Raw genomic sequence first — 22,939 nt, forward strand, 5'->3', positions numbered from 1 at the left:
TCTCCTTACCTTTTGTTCAAAATGTAAGGCGTTTTGCCGGATGCCGCAATGTTTGTCCCAAGCCGCCGAAGCCGCCCCTCGTCGATATACCGGTCCACCAGCTGCCGCTCGGCGGCGAACGGATGCCATTCCCAGCCGACATGGCCGAAGCCAGCGAGCGTCACCTCGGCCTCGTCACGTCTCTCCAGCACCTCGCCGATCACGATCATGCCGCTGCTCGGCACCACGTATGGCTGAGGATCAAAAGCCGAAATCGCTGCATCGACGGCATCGTGAATCGACTTGTCGATGATGACGTGCGTCTTGCCGGTGTCTGCGCAGAAGGCGCTGAACTCAGCGGTATAGTCGTCGCAGAAATCGTCGAGTTCCGGATGCGAGACGGCAAGCGGCGCCCGCATCGCGGCGAATTTTTCCGGGTCGCGCACGCTCCAGATTTCGCCGGCCGACACGACGCCCGGATGGGCGCGCCACTCACGCGAACCAAGCATCGCCTTTGCCGGCCTGCCGGTGTTGCAGACCGCAACGGCATCCGTGCGGCTGCCGCCGGCCCCATAGGAGCGGCAGTCATTGAAGCGGATGACGAAATCGGCGGCATCGATGACACCAGCCTCTGCCTCTCCGATGTCGCCATTGCCGACGATCATGATCTTCCTGATCACCCTAGTTGCTCATCATATCTTCGAGCTCTTTCAGCTCTTTCGTGCGTTTATCCGTAATGTTGGCGAGGCATCCGGCAACCAGCATCGGCTCCATCGTGCCGCCGCGGGCCTGAAAGCCGAAGGCGTCGCATTCGGCATCGCGATAATCGATCCAGGCGCGCTGCGCCTTGACCAGCGCCTGCTCCGCGCCCTTCATGTCGCCATCCAGGTCCTTGTCGATCGCTGCCAAGACGGCGCGGGTCTTCTTGTATTGCGCATTCAAAGCCTTGTCGGCGGCCTCATGACGCGCCGCCTCGCAAGACGTCATGTCCGATTGCGTCTTGGGACTGTTGCAATCGATATCCTCAGCAGAGGCAGCACCTGCCGTCAGCAGCATCGCCGCCCCGACGAGGCAGATATTCAAGCGCATGCATTCCTCCAGATTATTGTTCTTAAAGCTTGCCCATCACCAGCTGCCGGAAGCCGTAAACCTCGCGCTTGCCGGAAAGCGGGATCAGCGTCACCGAGCGCGTCTGCCCCGGCTCGAAGCGCACCGCCGTCCCTGCCGGAATATCGAGCCGCTTGCCATGCGCCGCCGCGCGATCGAAGGAAAGTCCCGCATTGGTCTCGGCGAAATGATAGTGGCTGCCGACCTGCACCGGCCGATCGCCTGTATTGGAAACCTCCAGCGTCACCGTCGGCGCGCCGGCATTCAGTTCGATGTCGCCGCTTGCGGCAATGATTTCGCCTGGAATCATCTCGTCCTCCTTAAGCCGCCTTGGGCGCGCAGCCCTCAGCTTTCAGCACACGCTTCGTCGACGCTGGATTTTTGACAAGCATCGCCGCCGGCCGAATGGGCCTCGCGACGAGATTGCCGCCGCAGTTCGGGCAGACACCCTTCAACACGCCGTCCACGCAATCGGCACAGAAGGTACATTCATAGGTGCAGATCCGTGCCTCAGTGCTATCAGGCGGCAGATCCTTGTCGCAGCATTCGCAATTGGGCCTGAGCTCGAGCATCCCTATCTCCTCACCGGATCGGCTCGTGCACGGTGACGAGCTTGGTTCCATCCGGGAACGTTGCCTCCACCTGCACGTCATGGATCATCTCGGCAATGCCCTCCATCACCTGGGAGCGGCCGATCACATGGGCGCCAGCTTCCATCAGCTCGGCAACCGGGCGGCCATCGCGGGCGCCTTCGACGACGAAGTCGCTGATCAGCGCGATCGCTTCGGGGTAATTCAACTTGACGCCGCGCTCCAGTCGCCGCCGCGCCACCATCGCCGCCATCGAAATCAACAGCTTGTCTTTTTCTCTCGGAGTGAGGTTCATCGCTTGTCCATCTGCTTGACCGAATGCTTACGTTCATAGATTCCAGACTTTCGGCACAGGCGCACCATTGCGCAAGGCGGAAATGACGGGGATCAGGATTTTTCTGAGCGAGAAGCCGTCGGCCGCTGCTAGGCGAACGACGAGCTTGCCATTCCAAGCGCTCGCACCGCCCATCGATCCTTCGACCAGCGGCCGGACTTTGCTAAGATAGGCTTCTGAAAGCGGCCCGGCATAAAGCAACGTCGCAAAGGCCACCTGTCCGCCGAGCACGGCCTGCCGCGCCGCCAGTGCCGCCACACCTTCGGAAAGCCTGAGTTCTTCGGCGTGGATCAGTTGACCCGAGCGGCGGATCCGCCAGCGATCGCGGAACAGCCCCGATACCACCGCCTCACCCATCGCCTTGCGGCCGAGCAGCACGGCTTCGACGGCCAGAAATTCGGCGCTCTCGTCAAGATCGACATCCAGCCGGCGGAAAAGTGCGGCCCGGTCGAAGAGGATCGTTTCCTGCGGCAGCCAGTCGACGCGGGCTTGGGCTCCGACCTTGATGCTGGTCGCCACCTCGGCGATGCCGGCCGATGCCTTGTAGATCTTCTCGCAAGCCTGAGTGGTGACGTCGATGCGCGTGCCGGGGCCGGCATCCACGCTCCAATCCATCCGATCGCCGCCCGTCAAACCGCCAGCAGTATTGATGATGACGGCTTCCATGGAGGCGTCGAAGGTATCGGGCAGGCGGATTTTCGCCGCCCCCTCCTGATAGAGTTCACGGATGCGCGTGCGGCCATCGAACAGCTTTGCCGCCAGATGCCCGCGCCCTTCCGCTCTTTGCGGTCTCGTGCCTGCCGCCGCGATCGTCATATCGTCCCTTTCGGCCGCGCCCCTGGTTTTCATTCAAGCGCGCGGATAGCAGAAAGCAAGCAATTCCTATGCCGCCCCGAGCAGACCTTTGCCGGCGGCGGAAGGTTTCCCAGGCGCCGCGCCCTCTGCTGCAAAATGCGGCATCTGCCGGTCAGACAGTCAGGTGGCGGCGGGCCTCCGGCGTATCCAACGTCTCGGCAAGCCCTTCATGCACGATTTCGCCGCGATCCATGATGTAGACATAGTCGGCAAGCTCGCGGCAGAAATCGAGATATTGCTCGACGAGCAGGATCGCCATGCCTGTAGAGTCGCGCAGATAGCGGATCGCCCGGCCGATATCCTTGATGATCGATGGCTGAATGCCCTCGGTCGGCTCGTCGAGCACGAGAATCCTCGGCCGTGTCACCATGGCGCGCCCGATCGCCAGCTGCTGCTGCTGCCCGCCAGAAAGATCGCCGCCGCGACGTGACAACATCGACTTCAGCACCGGGAAGAGACTGAAGATGTCATCGGGGATGTTGCGGTCGCGGCGGCCAAGCGGAGCAAAGCCGGTTTCGAGATTTTCCTTGACGGTGAGCAGCGGGAAGATTTCGCGCCCCTGCGGCACATAGCCGATGCCCTGCTTGGCGCGGGCAAAGGGCGGCAAGCCGTTGAGCTTGGTATCGTTGAAGGTGACGGTACCGGCCGACAGCGGATGCTGGCCGGTAACGGCGCGCAGAAGAGAACTCTTCCCCACGCCGTTACGCCCCAGCACGCAGGTGATCTTGCCCATCTCCGCTTTGATCGAGATGCCGCGCAGCGCCTGAGCGGCGCCGTAGTGGAGGTTTGCGTTTTCGACTGTCAGCATCGGTTTCCCTTTAAATCAAACTGCTGTCGGAGCAGGCCGCTGCCCCTCATCCGGCTGCCGCCACCTTCTCCCCGCTTGCGGGGAGAAGGGAATATGCCGCGACCTGTCCGTCCCTCGTCCACCTCTCGCATGGCACGTCCCCTCGCCCCGTTTACGGGGAAAGGGTGAGGGTGAGGGGCATCCGGCAAACGCGACGCTCACCGCCCCAAATAGTTCTCGATGACCTTCGGATCCGAACTCACAAAATCGATCGACCCTTCGGCCAGCACCGATCCCTCAGCAAGGCAGGTCACCTTGACGCCGAGGTCTCGGATGAAGCCCATGTCATGTTCGACGACGACGACAGACCGGGTTTTGGCGATATCCTTGAGCAGGATCGCAGTTTCCGCCGTCTCCGCATCCGTCATGCCGGCCACCGGCTCGTCGACGAGCAGGAGCTTCGGCTCCTGCGCCAGCAGCATGCCGATCTCCAGCCATTGCTTCTGCCCGTGCGAGAGATTGGCGGCGAATTCGTCGCGGCGATGCGTCAGCCGCACCGTTTCGAGGATCTCGTCGATGCGCGTCTTGTCCTCGCCCGAAAGCCGGTAGAACAGTGTCGAGAACACGCTACGACGGCGGTTCAGCGCCAGCTCCAGATTGTCCCACACCGTATGGCTTTCGAAGACTGTCGGCTTCTGGAACTTGCGGCCGATGCCGAGCTGGGCGATATCGGCCTCGTCCTTCTTGGTAAGATCGATCGTGCCGTTGAAGAACACCTCACCCTCATCGGGCCTGGTCTTGCCGGTGATGATATCCATCATCGTCGTCTTGCCGGCGCCGTTGGGGCCGATGATGGCGCGCAGCTCGCCGGGTTCGATGACGATCGACAGCGAATTCAGCGCCTTGAAGCCATCGAAGGAAACCGAGACGCCGTTCAGATAAAGCACGCTGTTGGGTTTGACGTCGGGGATCATAGTGCTCACTCCGCTGCCTGTATTTTCGGCTCGATGCCATCTTCCTGCACCGCCGGCGGAGCAGAATTGGAGACCTTCTTCCGCTTTCCGAGATATTGGGCGATCGTGCCGACGACACCCTTGGGCAGGAACAGCGTGACGGCAACGAAGAGGCCGCCGAGCGCAAACAGCCAGAACTCCGGGAAGAGGCCGGTGAAGATCGTTTTGCCGCCGTTGACGAGGATCGCGCCGATGATCGGGCCGATCAGCGTCGCCCGCCCGCCCACCGCCGTCCAGATGACGACTTCGATCGAATTGGCAGGCGCGAATTCGCCGGGATTGATAATGCCGACCTGCGGCACGTAGAGCGCACCGGCAATACCGGCCATCATCGCCGAGACGACGAAGGTGAAGAGCTTGAAGTGCTCGACGCGGTAACCGAGGAAGCGCGTGCGGCTTTCAGCATCGCGCACGCCGACCAGCACCTTGCCGAACTTTGAGCGCACGATCGCCGAGGCGAGCAGCAGCGACAGCGCCAGGAAGATCGCAGTTGCCGCAAAGAGGACTGCACGCGTGCCGTCAGCCTGGACGTTGAAACCGATAATGTCCTTGAAGTCGGTAAGGCCGTTATTGCCGCCGAAGCCCATGTCGTTGCGGAAGAAGGCCAGCAGCAGCGCGTAGGTCATCGCCTGGGTGATGATCGAGAGATAGACGCCGTTGACGCGTGAGCGGAAAGCAAACCAGCCGAAGACGAAGGCTAGCAGGCCGGGCACGACGAGCACCATCAGCGCCGCAAACCAGAAATGGTTGAAGCCGTACCAGAACCAGGGCAGATCCTTCCAGTTCAGGAACACCATGAAGTCGGGCAGAACAGGGTCTCCGTAGCTGCCGCGCGTGCCGATCTGGCGCATCAGATACATGCCCATCGCATAGCCGCCGAGCGCAAAGAAGGCACCGTGGCCGAGGGAGAGGATGCCGCAGAAGCCCCAGACGAGATCAAGCGCCAGCGCCAGCAGCGCATAGGTCAGATACTTGCCGAACAGCGACATGATATAAGTCGGCACGTGCAGCGGATTGCTCGGCCCCGTCATCAGGTTCAGGACCGGCACAAGGACGGCGACCAGAAGCAGGAGGGCGGTGGCAATGACGATCTTGCGATCGAGTGATCGGAGAAGGAAGGCCGTTATCATGCTTCCACCGCCCTTCCTTTGAGTGCGAAGAGCCCGCGGGGACGCTTCTGGATGAAGAGAATGATGAGGACGAGCACCAGGATCTTGCCGAGCACGGCGCCGGCGAAGGGCTCGAGGAACTTGTTGACGACGCCGAGCGAGAGTGCACCGACCAGCGTGCCCCAGAGATTGCCGACACCGCCGAAGACGACGACCATGAAGCTGTCGATGATGTAGGATTGACCGAGGTTCGGCGAGACATTGTCGATCTGGCTGAGCGCCACGCCGGCGATGCCGGCAATGCCCGAGCCGAGCGCGAAGGTGAAGGCATCGACCCAGCCGGTGCGGATGCCCATCGACGACGCCATGCGCCGGTTCTGCGTAACGGCACGCATCTGCAGGCCGAAGGCGGACCGTTTGAGCAGCAGGAGCAGCGCCACAAAGACCACCATCGAAAAGACGATGATCCACAGTCGGTTCCAGGTGATGGAGAGCCCGCCGAGATCGAAGACGCCGGACATCCAGGTCGGATTGCGGACCTCGCGGTTGGTCGGGCCGAAGCTGCTGCGCACCGCCTGCTGCAGGATGAGCGACACGCCCCAGGTGGCGAGCAGCGTTTCGAGCGGCCGGCCGTAGAGATAGCGGATGACGGCGCGCTCGATCACCAGACCGACGAAGCCGGTAAAGACGAAGGCCGCAGGCACGGCAAAGGCCAGCGAATAATCGGCAAGTTCAGGAAAGGCGGAGGTGATGTACTCTTGCACCACATAGGTGGTGTAGGCGCCGATCATCACCATTTCGCCATGCGCCATGTTGATGACGCCCATGACGCCGAAGGTGATGGCAAGGCCGATCGCAGCAAGCAGCAGCACCGAGCCGAGAGACAATCCGTACCAGATGTTCTGGACGATATCCCATAGCGCCAGGCTGCGATTGATGGAGCTGATATCCGCCTGGATCGCCGGCTTCAGGTCGTCAGGCGCGGTTTCGAGTGTGGTCGTGAGGATGGTCAGCGCATCGCGATTGCCGCGCGCCGCGATCGTATCGATCGCAGCCTTCTTGTCTTCGACGCTCGCATCCGTCTTGAGCAGCAGCACTGCGCGTGCCGCTTCCATCGTATTCTTGATCTCAGCGTCCTTTTCGGCCGCAAGCGCCGTGTTCAGCAGGTCGAGATTGGCGGGATCGGCATCTTTCAGGAGGCCCTGCGCCGCGGCAAGCCGCGCGGAACGATCCGGGCTCATCAGCGTCAACTGGCTGGTGGCGGCGCCGATGACGCCGCGAAGCGCGTTGTTGATCTTGACCTTCGTCATCAGGTCCGGATCGACATCGGCAGCGGCTTCGCCGGTGATCGGATCGGAATAGGTCGGTTCGTCATCGGTACCGCCCTGGAGGAGAACCGGGCCGCCATCGGAATTGACGTAGAGAAGACCGTCGCTCAACTGCTGCAGGATCTGGCTGACATGCGGATCCTTGGAAGCAACCAGCGCCTTGATGGCCACTTCGCGTTCCGGGAAATCGCCGATGCCGAGCGCGTCGATGAGCACGTGGATATCGTCCTGAGCCTGGACTTCGCTCGAGATCATCACGCCCGAAAATGTCAGGCCCGAAAATGCCAGGCAAACCGTGATGAGGAAAATCTTTATGGCGCGATACATCGGCTTTCTCGCCCTTGATAGTGTTGGCCTCGCGGCGCAATCGCTGGGACGGAGCTTCCGCCCGGGATCAAACCCGGACGGAATCCTTCATGCAATCATCGGATCGGGGTCGTACTCAGGAGCCCTTGCCACCGCACTTGCCCGTAGCGACGTTGAAGTTGCCGCAGGACATCGGCTTGCGCCAATCGGAGATCAGATCCTTGGAGTCAGGCAGAAAATCTGACCATTCGTCGCCGACGACGGCAGGTGTCTGCTGGACGATTTCGAACTGGCCGTCGGCCTGGATTTCACCGATCAGCACCGGCTTGGTGATGTGGTGGTTCGGCATGACGGTCGCATAGCCGCCCGAGAGGTTCGGAACGCTGACGCCGATAATGGTGTCGAGAACCTTGTCGGTATCGGTCGTGCCGGCAGCCTGGACGGCCTTAACCCATGCGTTGAAGCCGATATACGCAGCTTCCATCGGGTCGTTCGTCACGCGCTTGTCGTTCTTGGTGAAAGCGTGCCAGTCCTTGATGAACTTCTTGTTGGCCGAGCTTTCGACCGATTCGAAGTAGTTCCAGGCAGCGAGATGGCCGACGAGCGGCTTGGTGTCGAGGCCGGCAAGCTCTTCTTCGCCGACCGAGAAGGCGACGACGGGGATGTCGGTTGCCTTGATGCCCTTGTTGCCCAGTTCCTTGTAGAACGGAACGTTGGCATCGCCGTTGATCGTAGAGACGACGGCGGTCTTCTTGCCGGCCGAACCGAATTCCTTGATCTTGGAAACTTCGGTCTGCCAGTCGGAGAAGCCGAACGGCGTGTAGTTGGTCATGATGTCTTCTTTCGGAATACCCTTCGAAATCAGGTATGCCTCGAGAATCTTGTTGGTCGTGCGCGGATAGACGTAGTCCGTACCTTCGAGAACGAAGCGCTTGACGCCTTCTTTTTCCATCAGGTAGTCGACAGCAGGAATGGCCTGCTGGTTCGGAGCAGCGCCGGTGTAGAAGATGTTGCGCGAGGACTCTTCGCCTTCATACTGGACCGGGTAGAAGAGGATCGAGTTGGTCTCTTCGAAAACCGGCAGAACGGACTTGCGCGACGAGGACGTCCAGCAACCGAAGACGGCGGCAACCTTGTCCTTCTGGATCAGCTCACGTGCCTTTTCGGCAAACAGCGGCCAGTCGGAAGCCGGGTCGACGACGACGGCCTCAAGCTTCTTGCCGAGAAGGCCGCCCTTCTTGTTCTGCTCGTCGATGAGCATCAGCATGGCGTCCTTGAGCGTGGTCTCGGAGATGGCCATGGTGCCGGAGAGCGAGTGCAGAATGCCGACCTTGATCGTGTCATCGGCGGCAACTGCACCGCTAAAGGCGGCCGACGCCGCCATGACGGCGCCGAGCGCTGCGCCCGTAATAGTGGATTTGAGCTTCATCTGGTTGAACTCCCCTCTTCTTGTTCCGCAACAGACCGGAAACGGAGATTAACTGTTGCTTAAAGAACTATCGGGTGCTGCAGCGCGAAAACACATACGTCGATTGACGTAGGCGCGGGGGTCAAACAGGCAGCAGGCCGGGAGAAAGGTGGCATCCCCCACCGCGGGAGATGCCCTGTCGATTTTCTCGGAGGAATTATCCGTCGATCGTCAAGGTGACTGATGTCGGGCCGTAGGAGAGGCTCGCCTTGTGGCCGGAGACGGTGAACTTGCCGAAGGTGCCGGTCACGGCACTCGCCTTCAGGATTTCGATCTTGGTTCCGGGCGTCAGGACATAGCCATCGACAAACGTCACGTTAAGGTCGCCGGCAAGCGCCGCCTTGCCCTCGACGACCAGCGTGCCTCCGCCGTTCGCGCCGAGCGCCGGCTTCGCCGCGGCATTGGCGAGCTGCTGATAATCGCCGCTCACGGTCAGCCGCCTGTCGGTCGCCAGAACGAGCGAACCACCGTTAACCCTCAGCCCGCCAAGACCGAAGGCCGACGGCGACAGGGCCACCAGCGCGCCCTCTTCCAGCACGGTGCCGCCGGCATAGCTGTTCGCGCCCGATAGCCCGAGGATGCCTTCGCCGCGCTTTACCAGCCTGCCCTTGCCGGTGATGTCGTTCCGCCATGTATCGATCGCATTGAAACCGCCCTTTGCCGCGTCCATCGTCACCGTTACGTCCTGTTCGAACGCGCCGTACCCGTCGGCGGCTGCAAACAGGTTGAGACGACCGTAACCTTCCGCATCGTCGAGGAGCGGGTAGCCTGAGGCGATCTCCGTCGTTTTCAGCACGTCGCGGCGCTGCACGCCGTCCAGATAGGGCAGACGCGTTTCGAGAAGCGCTTCGGCGCCCTGCGGCACACGCGCCGGCTGATCGGTCGCATGAATCGTTGGCAGGCCGTAGCTCAGGCGCTGCAGCACGTAAGCGCGATTGGCGTCATGATCGGCGAAACGGTCTGCAGCCAGCGGTGCCGCATGGGCGGCAACCTCGAGCGCGCCCGCATCCGCAACGCCGGATGTGGCGACGAGCCATGCCTGCACTTGGGCGTAAGCATCGCTCTTCAGCGCCGCATTCTCGGCCTTGTTCAGGTTGTAGACGACCGTAGCCGTGCCGAGCATGCGGCCGCTCATCACGTCGAGAGGAGAATGCATGCCGGCGAGGATGCGGTCTTCACCCAACTCGCTGGCGCGCGTGATCATTTCCTGAAAGCGCTGCGGCACGAGATAGGCCATGGCGAGCCCATCCCGCCAGGCTTCCGCCGTATGCCCGCTCGGGAAACCGCCGTCCTCCGCCGCCTTACCGCTCTTGGCCGGCTCCAGCGTCGGGACGACCGATACGTCCTGGCTCCAGCGGTAGGGACGGGCGTATTTGAAGTAGCGCTTGGCAGGTTCCGTCGAGCCGTCACCGCTTGCGGCGTTGATGAAGTCGATTGCAAGGCCCATCTCGGGATTGGCATCGGTCTTGTTTTCCGTGTCCGGCTTGCTGCCGGCACCGCGATTATTGCCCTTGTCGTCATATTTGACCGTCGTCGCGTCGGCCGCCACCGCGGTGATCGTGGTGGTCTGCTTCGATCCGGCCTTCCAGGCAGCCGTCAGCGGACCGAGGCCATCGACGATGCTGGCATTCTTGCCGCGCCGATCATCGAGATAGGCGGCGACCGCCTGGTCGGCCGTCCGCGCCCGCGTCGCATTGACGACATAGGCAATGTTGGCGTCATGGACGGCCTGGTTGACGATATGGCCGTCGGTCTTGCTGGCGGGAATACCATCCCAATCCGTCCTGGCGACCGCCGGGCAATTGTCCTTGGCCGGGGCTTCGACACCCGCATCGACGAAAGGCGTGCGCGGGGTCCAGATTTCGAGGAAGCCGGAGAGAAGGTGAACGGCCGCGTTGGTGTCCGCCGTCGAGAAGCAGGCGTCACCGCGTTTGTTGGTCTTTCCGGCCTGCGCATAAGGCGCTTTCGCCGCCGTGGACTGCTCGGCGCTGGCAAGCGATGGCACGATCGAAAGGAGGCAGACGAGGGCGGTGCCCAGGCGGCAAAGGCTTAAAACAGACATGGTGATACCCGAAATGGTTGAACGAACGCCGGGAGAGTTAGAGCTCTCATGTGACAGATCAATTGCAAAAATATTGCCATTCTGTGAACCAGTCGGTGCCTGCCTCTTGCCTTTCCCAACCATCCCGCCAAAACTGCCGGAGAGACGATGAGCCCAACCGGAATGCCGGAAAGGAAGACATGGCAGCGCGCCAACGCATCATTCCGGTAAGACGCGAATACAATCGCTGGGTCGCCAACCAGACGCTGGAAGATTACGCGCTGCGCTTCACTGCCAAGAGCGCTCGCCATTTCTCCTCGCAGCGCATCTCACAGACGGCGATCGGCGCAATCTCCTTCCTGGCGCTGGAGGCGATCGGCGGCGCAATCACCCTCTCCTACGGCACCACCAACGCCTTTTACGCCATTATCGTCGCCTCGATCGCGATGCTGGCGATCGGCCTGCCGATCAGCCGCTACGCCATTCGCCACGGCGTCGACATCGATCTGCTGACGCGCGGCGCGGGCTTCGGCTATATCGGCTCGACCATCACCTCGCTGATTTATGCGAGCTTCACCTTCATGCTGTTTGCCATCGAGGCTTCGATCATGTCCGGGGCCTTGGAGCTCACCCTCGGCATCCCGCTCTGGATCGGCTACATCATCAGCGCCGTCATGGTGATCCCCCTGGTAACGCACGGCGTACGGCTGATCAGCAAGTTCCAGCTGATGACCCAGCCCTTCTGGATCGTGCTGAATATCCTGCCCTTCATCTTCATCGCCCTGCTGGACTGGGAAAAATTCGATCTCTGGCGCGCCTTTGCCGGCATCCGCCATGCCTCCGGCCCACCCGGCACCATCGCCGAATTCGATTTGGTGGAGTTCGGCGCGGCCTCCGCCGTCATCCTGGCGCTGATGTCGCAGATCGGCGAACAGGCCGACTTCCTGCGCTTCCTGCCGCCGGACCCGCAGCGCAAGTGGCGCCACCGCCTGGCGATCTTTCTCGCCGGGCCCGGCTGGGTCATCATCGGCGCGCCGAAGTTGCTTGCCGGCTCCTTCCTGGTCGTGCTGACCTTCACCTCGGGCGTCCCCCTCGATCGCGCTGCCGACCCGGCGCAGATGTATCTGACCGCCTTCGGCTACATGGTCCCCTGGCATAATGGCGCGTTGCTGTTGATGGCCGCCTTCGTCGTCGTCTCGCAGCTGAAGATCAACGTGATGAACGCCTATGCCGGTTCGCTCGCCTGGTCGAACTTCTTCTCGCGGCTGACCCACAGCCATCCCGGCCGCGTCATCTGGCTGGTGTTCAACGTGGCGATCGCCCTGCTTTTGATGGAACTCGGCATCTACCGGCTGCTGGAGGAGACGCTCGGCATCTTCTCGATCATCGCCATGGCCTGGCTCTGCACGATCTCCGCCGATCTCTTCATCAACAAGCCGCTGGGGCTGGCTCCCCCCGGCATCGAGTTCAAGCGCGCCCACCTCTACGACATCAACCCGGTCGGCCTTGGCGCCATGACGCTGTCGGCGACGGTGTCGCTGATTGCCCATTTCGGCGCCTTTGGCGAGATCGCCGCCTCGCTCGCGCCCTATATCACCCTCGTCATCGCGCTGGTCGCCTCGCCTGTCATCGCCTGGGCAACGAAAGGCAAGTTCTATCTCGCCCGCAAGCCGCGCCAGAGCTGGAAGAACCTGACGAACATCACCTGCTCGGTCTGCGAGCATCCCTTCGAGCCGGAGGATATGGCCTGGTGCCCGGCCTACGCCGCGCCGATCTGCTCGCTCTGCTGCTCGCTCGACAGCCGCTGCCACGACATGTGCAAGCCGGCCGCCCGTTTCAACGCGCAGGTCGGCACCGTCGCCAAGGCGCTGCTGCCGGAAGCCATTCTGGGGAAGCTGACGACGCGCCTTGGCCGCTACGGCATCGCCGTCGTGCTGGCATTGACCGCCATCGGTGCAATCCTGGCGATGATCGCCCATCAGGTCGCCTCTGCCTCGCCCGAGACGGGTGAGGTCGTCAATCGCACCATCCTCATCGTCTTCTTCGTCTTCTCGGTGATCTCAGGCGTCGTCTGCTGGTTCTATGTGCTCGCCCATGACAGCCGCGTCGTTGCCGAGGAGGAATCATCACGCCAGAACACGCTGCTGCTCAAGGAAATCGCCGCCCACAAAAAGACCGACGCCGCCTTGCAGAACGCCAAGGAAACAGCCGAGGCCGCCAACCGCGCCAAGAGCCGCTACGTCGTCGGGCTCAGCCATGAATTACGCACGCCGCTGAACGCCGTGCTCGGCTACGCCCAGATCCTCGAACGCGACGAGACCATCCCGGCGCCGCGCCAATCCTCGATCAAGGTCATCCGCCGCAGCGCCGAACACCTCTCCGGGCTGATCGACGGCCTGCTCGATATTTCCAAGATCGAGGCCGGCCGCCTGCAGGTCTATTCCAACGAGATCAACATCCAGGATTTCCTCGACCAGATCGTCGATATGTTCCGCCCGCAGGCGCAGGCAAAGGGGCTTGCCTTCATCCATGAGCGCGCGCCGGCCTTGCCGCAATTCGTCCGCACCGACGAAAAGCGCCTGCGCCAGATCCTGGTCAACCTGCTCTCCAATGCCATCAAGTTCACCGACGAAGGCAGCGTCACCTTCGACGTCGGCTATCGCAGCCAGGTCGCGACCTTCGCCGTTGCCGATACCGGCCGCGGCATCACGGAGAAAGACCTGCCCCGTATTTACGAACCCTTCCAGCGCGGCGAGGCCGAAAGCGTGCGGCCGATGCCGGGGCTCGGCCTCGGCCTCACCATCACCCGGCTTCTGACCAATACGCTTGGAGGCGAGATCTCGGTTGCAAGCGTGAAGGACGAAGGCTCGACCTTCCGCGTCCGGCTGATGCTGTCCGCCGTCATGCGCGCCGTGGCCACAGCGCCGCAGGAGAAGCGCATTGTCGGTTATGACGGCCCGCGCCGCACGGTCGTCGTCGTCGACGATAACGAGGACCACCGCGAGATGATGCGCGAGATCCTGGCGCCGCTCGATTTCATCGTGCTGACGGCGGCAGGCGGCGGCGAATGCCTGACGCTGATCGAGGGCATCATGCCGGACCTCTTCCTCGTCGATATCCTGATGCCCGGCATGAACGGCTGGCAGCTCGTCTCGCGTCTGCGTGAGGCCGGCCAGACGGCGCCGGTGCTGATGCTGTCGGCCAATATCGGTGATGCGGCCGTTCTCAGCGACAGCGACGACAGCCACAATGATGCGATCGGCAAGCCGGTCGACATCCGCCAACTGCGCGACAAGCTCGCCCTGCATCTCGGCCTGACATGGATCTATGCCGATGCCACGCCAGCCGTTCCTGTCAAGATCGAAGCGCCGATGCTGAGCCCAGGTGCTGCCCATGTGCAGGAATTGCTGCGGCTCGGCGAGATCGGCTATATCAGAGGCATTGAAGCCAAGCTTTCAGACCTTGCCAAGGTGGAGGCAAATCAGCCATTCACGGAGGAACTTCGCGCCTATGTCGCCGCCTTCGATCTCGCCGGCTTCATGACCTTCCTGCACGACTTCGACGAAAAGGTGGAATCCATTGGCTGAGCCGGCCCTCCCCCGCGACATCGTTCTGCTCGTCGACGACTCCGCCGAAGCCCTCGGCTTCATGACCGACGCGCTCGAACAATCCGGCTTCTCCGTGCTGATCGCCACATCAGGCACGGCGGCACTTGGTATCGTCGAGCGCATCACGCCCGATCTTATCCTGCTCGACGCGGTGATGCCGGGTATGGATGGCTTCGAGACCTGCCGCCGGCTGAAGGCGAATGCTGCTGTAGCGCAGGTGCCTGTCGTCTTCATGACCGGCCTGACCGAGACCGAGCATGTCGTGCACGCGCTGGAATCCGGCGGCGTCGATTATCTCAGCAAACCGATCAACATCGATGAACTGCGCGCCCGCATCCGCGTCCATCTGCGCAACGCTCGCTCGGCCCAAAGCGCCCGCATCGCCCTGGACGCAGCCGGCCGTCATCTGCTGGCAGTCAAGGGCGACGGCGCCATCCACTGGTCAACGCCGCAAGCGACACGGCTGGTCAATGCCGCCATGGGCAGCGACGACGGCATGGAAATCGTCGTCCGCCATATCGCCGGCTGGATGCGCGACCGCGTCGCCGCAGTGCGCGACGGCATCATCTCGATCGCCCATGCCGGCCAGGCAGCGTTGCAGCTCGCCTTCCTCGGCGCAATCGGCCCTGACGAATATCTCTTCCGCCTCACCGCCGCCAGTCAGCGCAGCGACGACGAGGTGCTGCGCCAGCGCTTCTCGCTCACCCAGCGCGAATCCGAAGTGCTGCTCTGGATCGCCAAGGGCAAGGCCAACCGCGACATCGGCGAAATATTGGGACTGTCGGCGCGGACGGTGAACAAACACCTCGAACAGATTTACGTGAAGCTCGGCGTCGAGAACCGCGCCTCGGCCGCCGTGAAAGCCACGCACGTGCTGTACGAGATGTAAGAGGGTGATGGAGGCTAGCTCCGTGGCGCTGCCGAGATGCCGCGGGACCATGACGGTCTCCATTCGCCGAAGCGCCGGATCGTACCATTTTTCGCCGTCAGCATCCCCTTCACCGAAGCGAGCTGCCGGGCGCCGTAACGCGCCGTCTTCGTGGATCGATCGATGAGCGACTGCGGCACGGTAGCCAAGCCGGAATTGAAACACCCGCAAAAAGAAAGAAGCCCGGTCGGAACCGGGCTTCGATAATCATGTCCCAAAATGGGAAGCGAGGCTTACATGCCCTGCGGGAAGTAGCTGTACTTGCCGTCCGGACCCTTCTTCCATTCATACATGATGTAGCCAGGAATCTTCGGGTCGCCCTTTTCGTCGAACGAAATGTCGCCGAGAACGGTCGGGAACGGGCCCTTCTCCTTCATGGCCTTGGCAACGGCCTCAGGATCCAGCGAACCGGCAGCCTTGGCGGCCCCGGCGATCGCCTGCATCGCAGCGTAGGAATAGAGCGTGTAGGCTTCCGGATTGAAACCAGCGGCCTTGAACTTCTCGACGAGTTCCTTGTTCGCAGGGTTCGCCGTCGGATCGGGGCCGAAGGTGTTCAGCGTACCGGCGACGGCGTCACCAGCGATCGAGGCCAGTTCGTTCGAAACGATACCGTCGCCCGAAACCAGCGTGGCCTTCAGGCCCTGGTCGGCCGCCTGGCGGATGATGAGACCGGCTTCGGTGTGCAGGCCACCCCAATAGATGATCGAGACGCCGGCTTCCTTCATCTTGGCGATGAGGGCCGAAAAGTCCTTGTCGCCGACGTTGATGCCTTCGTATATGACTTCCGTGACGCCAGCGGCATTCATAGCCTTCTTGGTTTCGTCGGCAAGGCCCTGACCGTAGGGGGTCTTGTCGTGAACGACAGCGATCTTGGCGTCCTTGAAGTGATCTGCAAGATATTTGCCGGCGATGGCACCCTGCTGGTCGTCACGGCCGCAGGTGCGGAACGTGTTCCAGAGGCCCCGCTCCGTGAAGGTCGGGTTCGTCGCGGCCGGGGTGATTTCGAGGATGCCGTTTTCGGCATAGACTTCCGAAGCCGGGATCGAAACGCCCGAGTTGAAGTGGCCGATGACAAACTTGACGCCGTCAGCAGCGAACTTGTTGGCGACCGAAATGCCCTGCTTCGGGTCGGAGACGTCGTCGCCGAGCTCGATCTTGATCTGCTCGCCGTTGATGCCGCCAGCCGCATTGATGTCGGCGGCTGCCTGTTCAGCACCCTTCTGGAGCTGAGCGCCGAACGCGGCGTTCGGGCCAGTCAGCGGACCAGCGACAGCGATGAGAACGTCGGCCCACGCGTTGCCGCTGAAGGCGACCATCGCCGTCAGAGCCACCGCCGACAGAAGAGACTTTTTCATATTATTACTCCCAATTTTTGGGCGGGTTCCGGTCTAAGGCCCAGCGCACTACCCACCATTGACTGCGCCAGGAAAGCTTGTTCCACTCGGAAGGCAATTCATGCCTAGTTTCAACGGACTGTCAATGTTTGTCCTTCCACGAAAACGCGGAAGTTTTCTCGTACAGCCAGTAATAGTTGTTAACCATCTGATTGGTGCGGCGGTAGCGGAAGCCGGCCGTCGAGAACACCAGCAGCGTCACGAAGTCGAGGATATAGTAGAAGGCGTTGAGCATCGGCCCATTGAACAGGGCATGATGCAGGAACTGCATCGCCCAGGCGAGCAGAAATGTATAGACGATGACCAGCGGATAGTCGCTCCAGCCCTCGGCAACCGCTTTGCCGGCGCGCCAGGCCGTCCAGAAGCCTAAGAGCAAGACGATGACACGGATCGCCACAAGGGGGCCGGCATCCGCTTCGAAGAAAAGTCCCTGCATGTCAAACTCTCCTTTCGAGCTAGTGTCTTCCGCCTTCGAGATAGGCGGCGCGGACCTCGGGATTGGCAAGAAGCTCCTTGCCGGAGCCGCTCATCGTCACCTTGCCGTTCACCATCACGTAGGCGCGGTGAGAAAGCCTGAGGGCGGCGAACGCGTTCTGCTCGACGAGGAAAACGGTCAGCCCCTCCGCCTCGTTGAGCTTCCTGATCGCCTCGAAGATGCCCTTGACGATCAGCGGCGCAAGACCGAGCGAGGGTTCGTCGAGAAGCAGCAGTTTCGGGCGCGCCATCAGCGCGCGGCCGATCGACAGCATCTGCTGCTCGCCGCCCGAAAGTGTTCCACCCCGCTGGGCGTGACGTTCCTTGAGACGCGGGAAGAGCGTGAAGATCTTCTCGACGTCTTCGGCGAAGTGTTTCAAATTATCGAGGCCAGCGCCCATCTGAAGATTTTCCAGAACCGTCATGCGCGGGAAGATGCGGCGGCCTTCCGGCGACTGTGCAATGCGCAGACGGGCGATTTCATGCGTCGGCATGCGGGTGATGTCGCGGCCCTCAAAGACCACCGAACCGGTGCGGGCCTGCGGGCTGCCGCAGATCGTCATCATCAGTGTCGACTTGCCGGCGCCGTTGGCGCCGATCAGGCTGACGATCTCGCCCTTGTTGACGTGGACATCGACGCCGGCCAGCGCCCGGATATTGCCGTAATAGGTTTCGACGCCATTCACCTGAAGGAGCGGTTGACCCGTCATTACTTCATCGCCCATCAGTTTGCGCCTCCTTCGAGCTGCTCGACGGCTGCGATCACCTCTTCCACTTCCTCATCCTCGACACCGAGATAGGCCGCGATGACCCGCGGATCGTTCTTCACGTGATCCGGTGTGCCATCGGAAATCTTCTGACCATATTCGAGGACGACGACGTGGTCGGAGATTTCCATGACCACAGACATGTCGTGCTCGATCAGCAGGATCGACGTCCCGGTTTCGGCGCGAATGCTCTTCAGCAGAGCGTTGAGCGTTGCCGATTCCCGTGGGTTGAGGCCGGCAGCCGGTTCATCCAGGCAAAGCAGTTCCGGACCGGTGCACATGGCGCGGGCGATTTCGAGACGCCGCTGGGCGCCGTAGGGCAAGTCGCCGGCGGGGTCGTCGGCGCGGTCGATAAGGTCGGCCTTCTCAAGCCAGAAACGGGCAAGCTCGATCGCCTCGGCCGCTTCCCGCCTATAGGGGCCGACACCGATAAGGCCGAGGATTGTATAACCCGATGCCTTCATCAGCTTGTTGTGCTGGGCAACCAGCAGGTTTTCGAGAACGGTCAGGCCGGAGAACAGCCGGATGTTCTGGAACGTACGCGCGACCTTGGCTTCCCTGGTGATGCGAAAGTCCGGCAGGCGCTCCAGCAGGTATTGCTTGCCGCTCTTCTGGTTGAACGTGATCATGCCCATCGTCGGCTTGTAGAAGCCGGTGATGCAGTTGAAGACGGTGGTCTTGCCGGCGCCGTTCGGCCCGATCAGCGCGGTGATATCGCCACGCTTGGCTTCGAAGGAGAAGTCGTTGATGGCCATCAGGCCGCCGAACTTCATCGACAGGTGTTCGACCTTGAGAAGAGTGTCGTCAGACATCGTATTCGTCGTCACGGGGCTCATCAACCATGGCCCTCCTTGATGAAGCTTCCGGATATCGCCTTGCGCTCTCTGAGGAAGGCTGTCGGCTCACGCGAGCCGACGAAGCCGCGCGGCTTGAACAGCATGACGACGACCATGGCGAGGCCGAAGATCAACATGCGGTAAAGTTCCGGCGTAAAATCTGGTCCGAAGATGAGTTTTAGGAAGCTCATCTCGCGCAGCAACTCGGTGCCGCCGACCATGACGATGGCGGCGATCGCGATGCCGGTCAACGACCCCATGCCGCCAAGGACAACAATGGCGAGAATGACGGCCGATTCCAGGAAGACGAAGGATTCCGGCGAGACGAAGCCCTGGCGGGCGGCGAAGAACGAGCCGGCGAAACCGGCAAACATCGCGCCCGTCGCAAAGGCGGTGAGCTTGGTCGTCACCGTGTTGATGCCGAGCGAACGGCAGGCGATCTCGTCTTCACGCAAAGCTTCCCAGGCGCGTCCGATCGGCATGCGGCGCAGCCGGATGGTGACATAGGCCGTCAGCATGCAGAGCGCCAGGATCAAATAGAACAGGAAGATTTTGTAATAGGCCGAGGAGATCGGCAGGTTAAAGAGTTTGGCAAAGCCGCCGGCCGTCGCATCGAAGGGAATGCCGAAGAGTGTTGCCTTCGGGATACTTGAGATACCGAAGGTGCCCTTCGTCACTTCAGTCCAGTTGATGAGGACGAGACGAATGATTTCACCGAAGGCAAGCGTCACGATGGCAAGGTAATCGCCGCGCAGGCGCAGCACCGGGAAGCCGAGAATGACGCCCCAGAGTGCGGCGAAAATGCCCGAAAGCGGCAGCAGCACCCAGAAGGACAGGCCGAAATAGCTCGAAAGCAGTGCGTAGGAATAGGCGCCGACGGCATAGAAGGCGACATAGCCAAGGTCGAGCAGGCCGGCAAGGCCGACGACGATGTTCAGCCCCCAGGCGAGCATCACATAGATCAGGATCTGAATGCCGAAATTGTCGACATATGTCAGCGAGCCCTGAGGGCCTTTGATCGCCACCACCACCATGGGATAAAGCAGCAGCGCGATCAGCGCGATCTTCAGGAAATGCCGGTGGAAGAAGCTCTTCTCTGTCGAGATATCGAGTTCGCCCTCGCGCGCCTTGCTGAGCTTGCGGCGGTCGATATTCGGCCTGATGAAAACGACCATGGCGAAGCGGCCGATGGCAGCGACCGCGACGAAGATCGCAAGCAGGCCCCAGCGCTGGACGATGATCAACTCATTGCTGATGTTCTGGTCGGTCTTGAGGCCGACATAGAGAACGAACATGCCGAACGACAGGACGGCGGCGAAAAGAGCTTCGGTAAGGCCTTTGCGGACAAGTCCGGCATCGGGCTTGCCTGCAGAATTTTCGGTGTTTGCCATGACGTTATACCTTCTCGACTTCCGGCCGCCCGAGGATGCCGGTCGGCTTGAAGATCAACACGAAAGCCAGGATCGCAAAGGTCGCGACGTCCTTGTAGGCGATGGTGAAGTATGCCGACCACAGCGACTCGATAAGGCCGATAAGGAGGCCGCCGAAGACGGCGCCGGGCAACGAACCGATACCGCCGAGAACGGCTGCCGTGAAGGCCTTCACACCAGGCGTGAAGCCGTCGTTAAACGAGGCAACGCCATAATACATCAGGTACATCGTGCCGGCGACCGCTGCGAGTGCCGCACCCATAACGAAAGTGATGGAGATCGTCTGGTCGACGTTGACGCCGAGCAGCGCGGCCATCTTGCGATCCTGCTCAGTGGCGCGCTGGGCACGGCCGAGTGCCGTACGATTGACGATGTACCAGAAGATCGTCAGCAGCACTGCGGTGATCACGATGATGATGATCTGCTTCAGCGACACCGAGATGTTCCCGAACTGGTAGACCGAGCTCACCATCGGCGGGATCGGCTTGTTGCGTGGACCCTGCGTCACCTGGATGAAGTTGGACAGCGTGATCGACATGCCGATCGCAGTAATCAGCGGCGCCAGGCGGAAGGACCCGCGCAGGGGCCGGTATGCCACGCGCTCAATCGTCCAATTCCACAAACTCGTCATCAGCATCGCAACGACAAGCATCACCAGCAGCAGAACGGCCACCGGGAGACCTGCGAAGATGGATGTGAGGACGAGGAAGACGATAAGAGCGGCGAAGCCACCGAGCATGAAGATGTCGCCATGGGCGAAATTGATCATGCCGATAATGCCGTAAACCATCGTATAGCCAATAGCCACAAGGCCATAGATGGATCCGAGCGTCAGCCCGTTTAAGAGCTGCTGGACGAAATACTCCATATGTCGTTTTCCCCTGGATGCGAGCGAAACATGCTGCATCTCTTTTTGGTTCTTTGGTTCCCCGTTTCAGGGAACCTCATAGGCCGAATGCATAGCGGTTTCGTTGGAAATGTGAAGACAAAAAGGATTTACTCCGACAGATTCTTGTCAGAACAGGCCTAAATGGCGCGTTTTGAACCAAAATCCACAGAAAAGCGGCAGAGCGGGGCCTATTTTTAGCCAGAAACTACAACTGGGTTAACCATCCGGAGATATCGCCGTCGATTTCCTGCACTGCTTGCTGCGTAAGCTATTCCACAGAATTGGAAGATGGAGCAAATTCAGACCCCAAGGCAGCCCCTTTGACGAATGCCATTTCACCAGCGATGCCGCATCTTCGTCTGACAAGGCTGAAAACTTATGGTAGCATCATCAGGCTGCGTATTGAGGGATGCGGAGCACGACGGGGAACACCATATTAACTTGCGTATCTGGTTGTGACAGGGATGGTTTGCGGACGAGCGACAGCGGGGTGCTCGCCGCGTGGCGAACGGCAAAAGGACAATGCTGAGGACATTTGAAAAGGCGGCGCTCGAAGCCGGCAAGGCCATCATCACGGTCTTGCGCGAAGGCTTCCCTGTCGCCATGAAGGCGGATGCAAGTCCGGTCACGGTCGCCGACGAGGAGGCCGAACGCATCATCCTCGCTCATCTCGCCAGAGATTATCCCGAAATACCAGTCGTGGCGGAAGAATCGGTCGCCGCCGGAAAAGTGCCCGACATTGCCGGGCGAGGCTTCTTCCTGGTCGACCCTCTCGACGGCACCCGTGAATTCGTCGACGGACGGCAGGAATTCACCGTCAACATCGCCTATATCGAGAACGGCGCCCCGGTGGCCGGCATCGTCTATGCGCCGGCGCTGGGGCTTGCTTTCTCTGGAGAACGCGGCCACGCCGAAAGGCTCGTCGTCATGGACGATTTCACGGTTGGCGCACGCAGCGCAATCACGGTGCGCGAACAGCCGGACGACAGGCTGGCGCTTGCAAGCCTTCGCCACAACAGCCCGGAGACCGGGAGCTTCCTCGCCGACCACGCGATCTTCAAATGCACCAATATCGGTTCCTCTCTGAAGTTCTGCCTGCTCGCCGAAGGCAAGGCCGACGTCTATCCGCGTTTCACCCGCACGATGGAATGGGACACCGCGGCCGGTGATGCGGTGCTGCGTGCCGCCGGCGGTTCGACAGTGACGCTGGACGGAATGCCGCTGACCTACGGCAAGACGGGAACGGCGGCCGATTTCGACTTCGCCAACCCGAACTTCATCTCCTGGGGTGGCAGGAAACGCGTCCTCGAACCGGCGTGATCACCCGCGGATATCGCTGAATACCGGCAGGCGGCGCAATCCTTTGCCTCGCCGCCAATCCGCGATCTCCGACAAACGCCCCCTGAGCGGGCCGTCTCTTTGCCCGCCAAATAACCTCCCCCCTGCGTGTCTGGAAGCATGTCCATTTCGAGCTGTGGAGTGATTCGCGCGATCGGGTCTCACCAACTGATTCTGGCCGTAAACTCGTCGTCTGCATCTTTTCCAGACGCTATCGCTTCACCAAGCCTGCCTTGATTCTGTCACATTTTGACACGGCTTCTAGGATGATCGATATCTTCATCAGAGAAATTTCGCCTCGTGTTCCCTTAAGAAATACAGTTAAGAGACCTGGGTCACGTGCCGAAACGGCGCGTCG

The 22,939-nt window shown here is 61.3% G+C and carries 21 protein-coding genes; 3 read left to right on the top strand and 18 right to left on the bottom strand.

What is annotated here, in order from left to right:
* Window positions 1-5 precede the first annotated feature (5 nt).
* The 12 genes from RWK44_RS09560 to RWK44_RS09615 form a co-directional block, all read right to left on the bottom strand.
* Entirely contained in the window at window positions 6-644 is a 639-nt protein-coding gene (locus RWK44_RS09560; protein WP_131639770.1) for a Urease operon accessory protein, read from the bottom strand.
* 16 nt (window positions 645-660) lie between these two features.
* On the bottom strand, window positions 661-1,068 hold the full coding sequence (locus tag RWK44_RS09565; RefSeq protein WP_131639738.1) for a lysozyme inhibitor LprI family protein: 408 nt from the start codon (window positions 1,066-1,068) through the stop codon (window positions 661-663).
* Window positions 1,069-1,090: 22 nt separating this feature from the next.
* On the bottom strand, window positions 1,091-1,396 hold the full coding sequence (locus RWK44_RS09570) for an urease subunit beta (protein WP_003542314.1): 306 nt from the start codon (window positions 1,394-1,396) through the stop codon (window positions 1,091-1,093).
* Window positions 1,397-1,406: 10 nt separating this feature from the next.
* Complete coding sequence (locus tag RWK44_RS09575; RefSeq protein ID WP_077979102.1) at window positions 1,407-1,658, bottom strand: DUF1272 domain-containing protein; 252 nt, start codon at window positions 1,656-1,658, stop codon at window positions 1,407-1,409.
* Between the two features lie 10 nt (window positions 1,659-1,668).
* Entirely contained in the window at window positions 1,669-1,971 is a 303-nt protein-coding gene (locus RWK44_RS09580) for an urease subunit gamma (protein WP_003542318.1), read from the bottom strand.
* Window positions 1,972-2,004: 33 nt separating this feature from the next.
* The gene (locus tag RWK44_RS09585; protein WP_077979269.1) at window positions 2,005-2,826 is read right to left on the bottom strand and encodes an urease accessory protein UreD; all 822 of its coding nucleotides are present in this window, start codon (window positions 2,824-2,826) and stop codon (window positions 2,005-2,007) included.
* A gap of 151 nt (window positions 2,827-2,977) precedes the next feature.
* Window positions 2,978-3,673: an urea ABC transporter ATP-binding subunit UrtE gene (urtE, locus tag RWK44_RS09590; protein ID WP_003542323.1), complete on the bottom strand. Its 696-nt coding sequence runs from the start codon at window positions 3,671-3,673 to the stop codon at window positions 2,978-2,980.
* A gap of 197 nt (window positions 3,674-3,870) precedes the next feature.
* On the bottom strand, window positions 3,871-4,626 hold the full coding sequence (gene urtD, locus RWK44_RS09595) for an urea ABC transporter ATP-binding protein UrtD (RefSeq protein ID WP_316028749.1): 756 nt from the start codon (window positions 4,624-4,626) through the stop codon (window positions 3,871-3,873).
* Between the two features lie 5 nt (window positions 4,627-4,631).
* Window positions 4,632-5,795 carry an urea ABC transporter permease subunit UrtC gene (gene urtC / locus RWK44_RS09600; RefSeq protein WP_316028716.1) on the bottom strand — a complete coding sequence of 388 codons (1,164 nt, stop codon included), beginning with the start codon at window positions 5,793-5,795 and terminating at the stop codon, window positions 4,632-4,634.
* Window positions 5,792-7,429 (bottom strand): urea ABC transporter permease subunit UrtB, encoded by a 1,638-nt coding sequence (gene urtB / locus RWK44_RS09605; RefSeq protein ID WP_316028717.1) that lies wholly within the window; start codon window positions 7,427-7,429, stop codon window positions 5,792-5,794. Before urtB ends, urtC begins: the two co-directional genes overlap by 4 nt.
* A 115-nt stretch (window positions 7,430-7,544) precedes the next feature.
* A complete protein-coding gene (gene urtA, locus RWK44_RS09610) occupies window positions 7,545-8,837 on the bottom strand; it encodes an urea ABC transporter substrate-binding protein (RefSeq protein ID WP_132613830.1) in 1,293 nt (430 codons plus the stop codon).
* A 196-nt stretch (window positions 8,838-9,033) separates the two neighbouring features.
* Window positions 9,034-10,938, bottom strand: coding sequence for an acid phosphatase (locus tag RWK44_RS09615; RefSeq protein ID WP_316028718.1), 1,905 nt, complete (start codon window positions 10,936-10,938; stop codon window positions 9,034-9,036).
* Window positions 10,939-11,117: 179 nt separating this feature from the next.
* Between RWK44_RS09615 and RWK44_RS09620 the strand changes: the two genes are divergently transcribed.
* Window positions 11,118-14,504 (top strand): hybrid sensor histidine kinase/response regulator, encoded by a 3,387-nt coding sequence (locus tag RWK44_RS09620; protein WP_025395695.1) that lies wholly within the window; start codon window positions 11,118-11,120, stop codon window positions 14,502-14,504.
* Window positions 14,497-15,414: a response regulator transcription factor gene (locus RWK44_RS09625; RefSeq protein WP_017961753.1), complete on the top strand. Its 918-nt coding sequence runs from the start codon at window positions 14,497-14,499 to the stop codon at window positions 15,412-15,414. The genes RWK44_RS09620 and RWK44_RS09625 overlap by 8 nt, the downstream gene beginning before the upstream one ends.
* A 272-nt stretch (window positions 15,415-15,686) precedes the next feature.
* Here the strand turns inward: RWK44_RS09625 and RWK44_RS09630 are convergent, their stop codons facing one another.
* The 6 genes from RWK44_RS09630 to RWK44_RS09655 all read right to left on the bottom strand — a co-directional run bounded on the left by RWK44_RS09630 (window position 15,687) and on the right by RWK44_RS09655 (window position 21,222).
* A complete protein-coding gene (locus RWK44_RS09630) occupies window positions 15,687-16,808 on the bottom strand; it encodes a branched-chain amino acid ABC transporter substrate-binding protein (protein WP_077979108.1) in 1,122 nt (373 codons plus the stop codon).
* Window positions 16,809-16,929: 121 nt separating this feature from the next.
* Window positions 16,930-17,283 (bottom strand): DUF6867 family protein, encoded by a 354-nt coding sequence (locus tag RWK44_RS09635; protein WP_017961754.1) that lies wholly within the window; start codon window positions 17,281-17,283, stop codon window positions 16,930-16,932.
* Between the two features lie 19 nt (window positions 17,284-17,302).
* Window positions 17,303-18,046 (bottom strand): ABC transporter ATP-binding protein, encoded by a 744-nt coding sequence (locus tag RWK44_RS09640; protein WP_003542336.1) that lies wholly within the window; start codon window positions 18,044-18,046, stop codon window positions 17,303-17,305.
* Entirely contained in the window at window positions 18,046-18,924 is an 879-nt protein-coding gene (locus RWK44_RS09645) for an ABC transporter ATP-binding protein (protein ID WP_003542337.1), read from the bottom strand. The genes RWK44_RS09640 and RWK44_RS09645 overlap by 1 nt, the downstream gene beginning before the upstream one ends.
* Window positions 18,924-20,315 (bottom strand): high-affinity branched-chain amino acid ABC transporter permease LivM, encoded by a 1,392-nt coding sequence (gene livM / locus RWK44_RS09650; RefSeq protein ID WP_025395697.1) that lies wholly within the window; start codon window positions 20,313-20,315, stop codon window positions 18,924-18,926. The genes RWK44_RS09645 and livM overlap by 1 nt, the downstream gene beginning before the upstream one ends.
* A gap of 4 nt (window positions 20,316-20,319) precedes the next feature.
* Window positions 20,320-21,222, bottom strand: a complete 903-nt coding sequence (locus tag RWK44_RS09655; protein WP_003542342.1) for a branched-chain amino acid ABC transporter permease — start codon at window positions 21,220-21,222, stop codon at window positions 20,320-20,322.
* Window positions 21,223-21,765: 543 nt separating this feature from the next.
* Between RWK44_RS09655 and cysQ the strand changes: the two genes are divergently transcribed.
* On the top strand, window positions 21,766-22,563 hold the full coding sequence (gene cysQ, locus RWK44_RS09660) for a 3'(2'),5'-bisphosphate nucleotidase CysQ (RefSeq protein ID WP_025395698.1): 798 nt from the start codon (window positions 21,766-21,768) through the stop codon (window positions 22,561-22,563).
* Window positions 22,564-22,939 lie beyond the last annotated feature (376 nt).

Origin of the sequence: Rhizobium sp. 25PS6 (assembly GCF_032464655.1) — a bacterium.
Taxonomy (GTDB): domain Bacteria; phylum Pseudomonadota; class Alphaproteobacteria; order Rhizobiales; family Rhizobiaceae; genus Rhizobium; species Rhizobium laguerreae.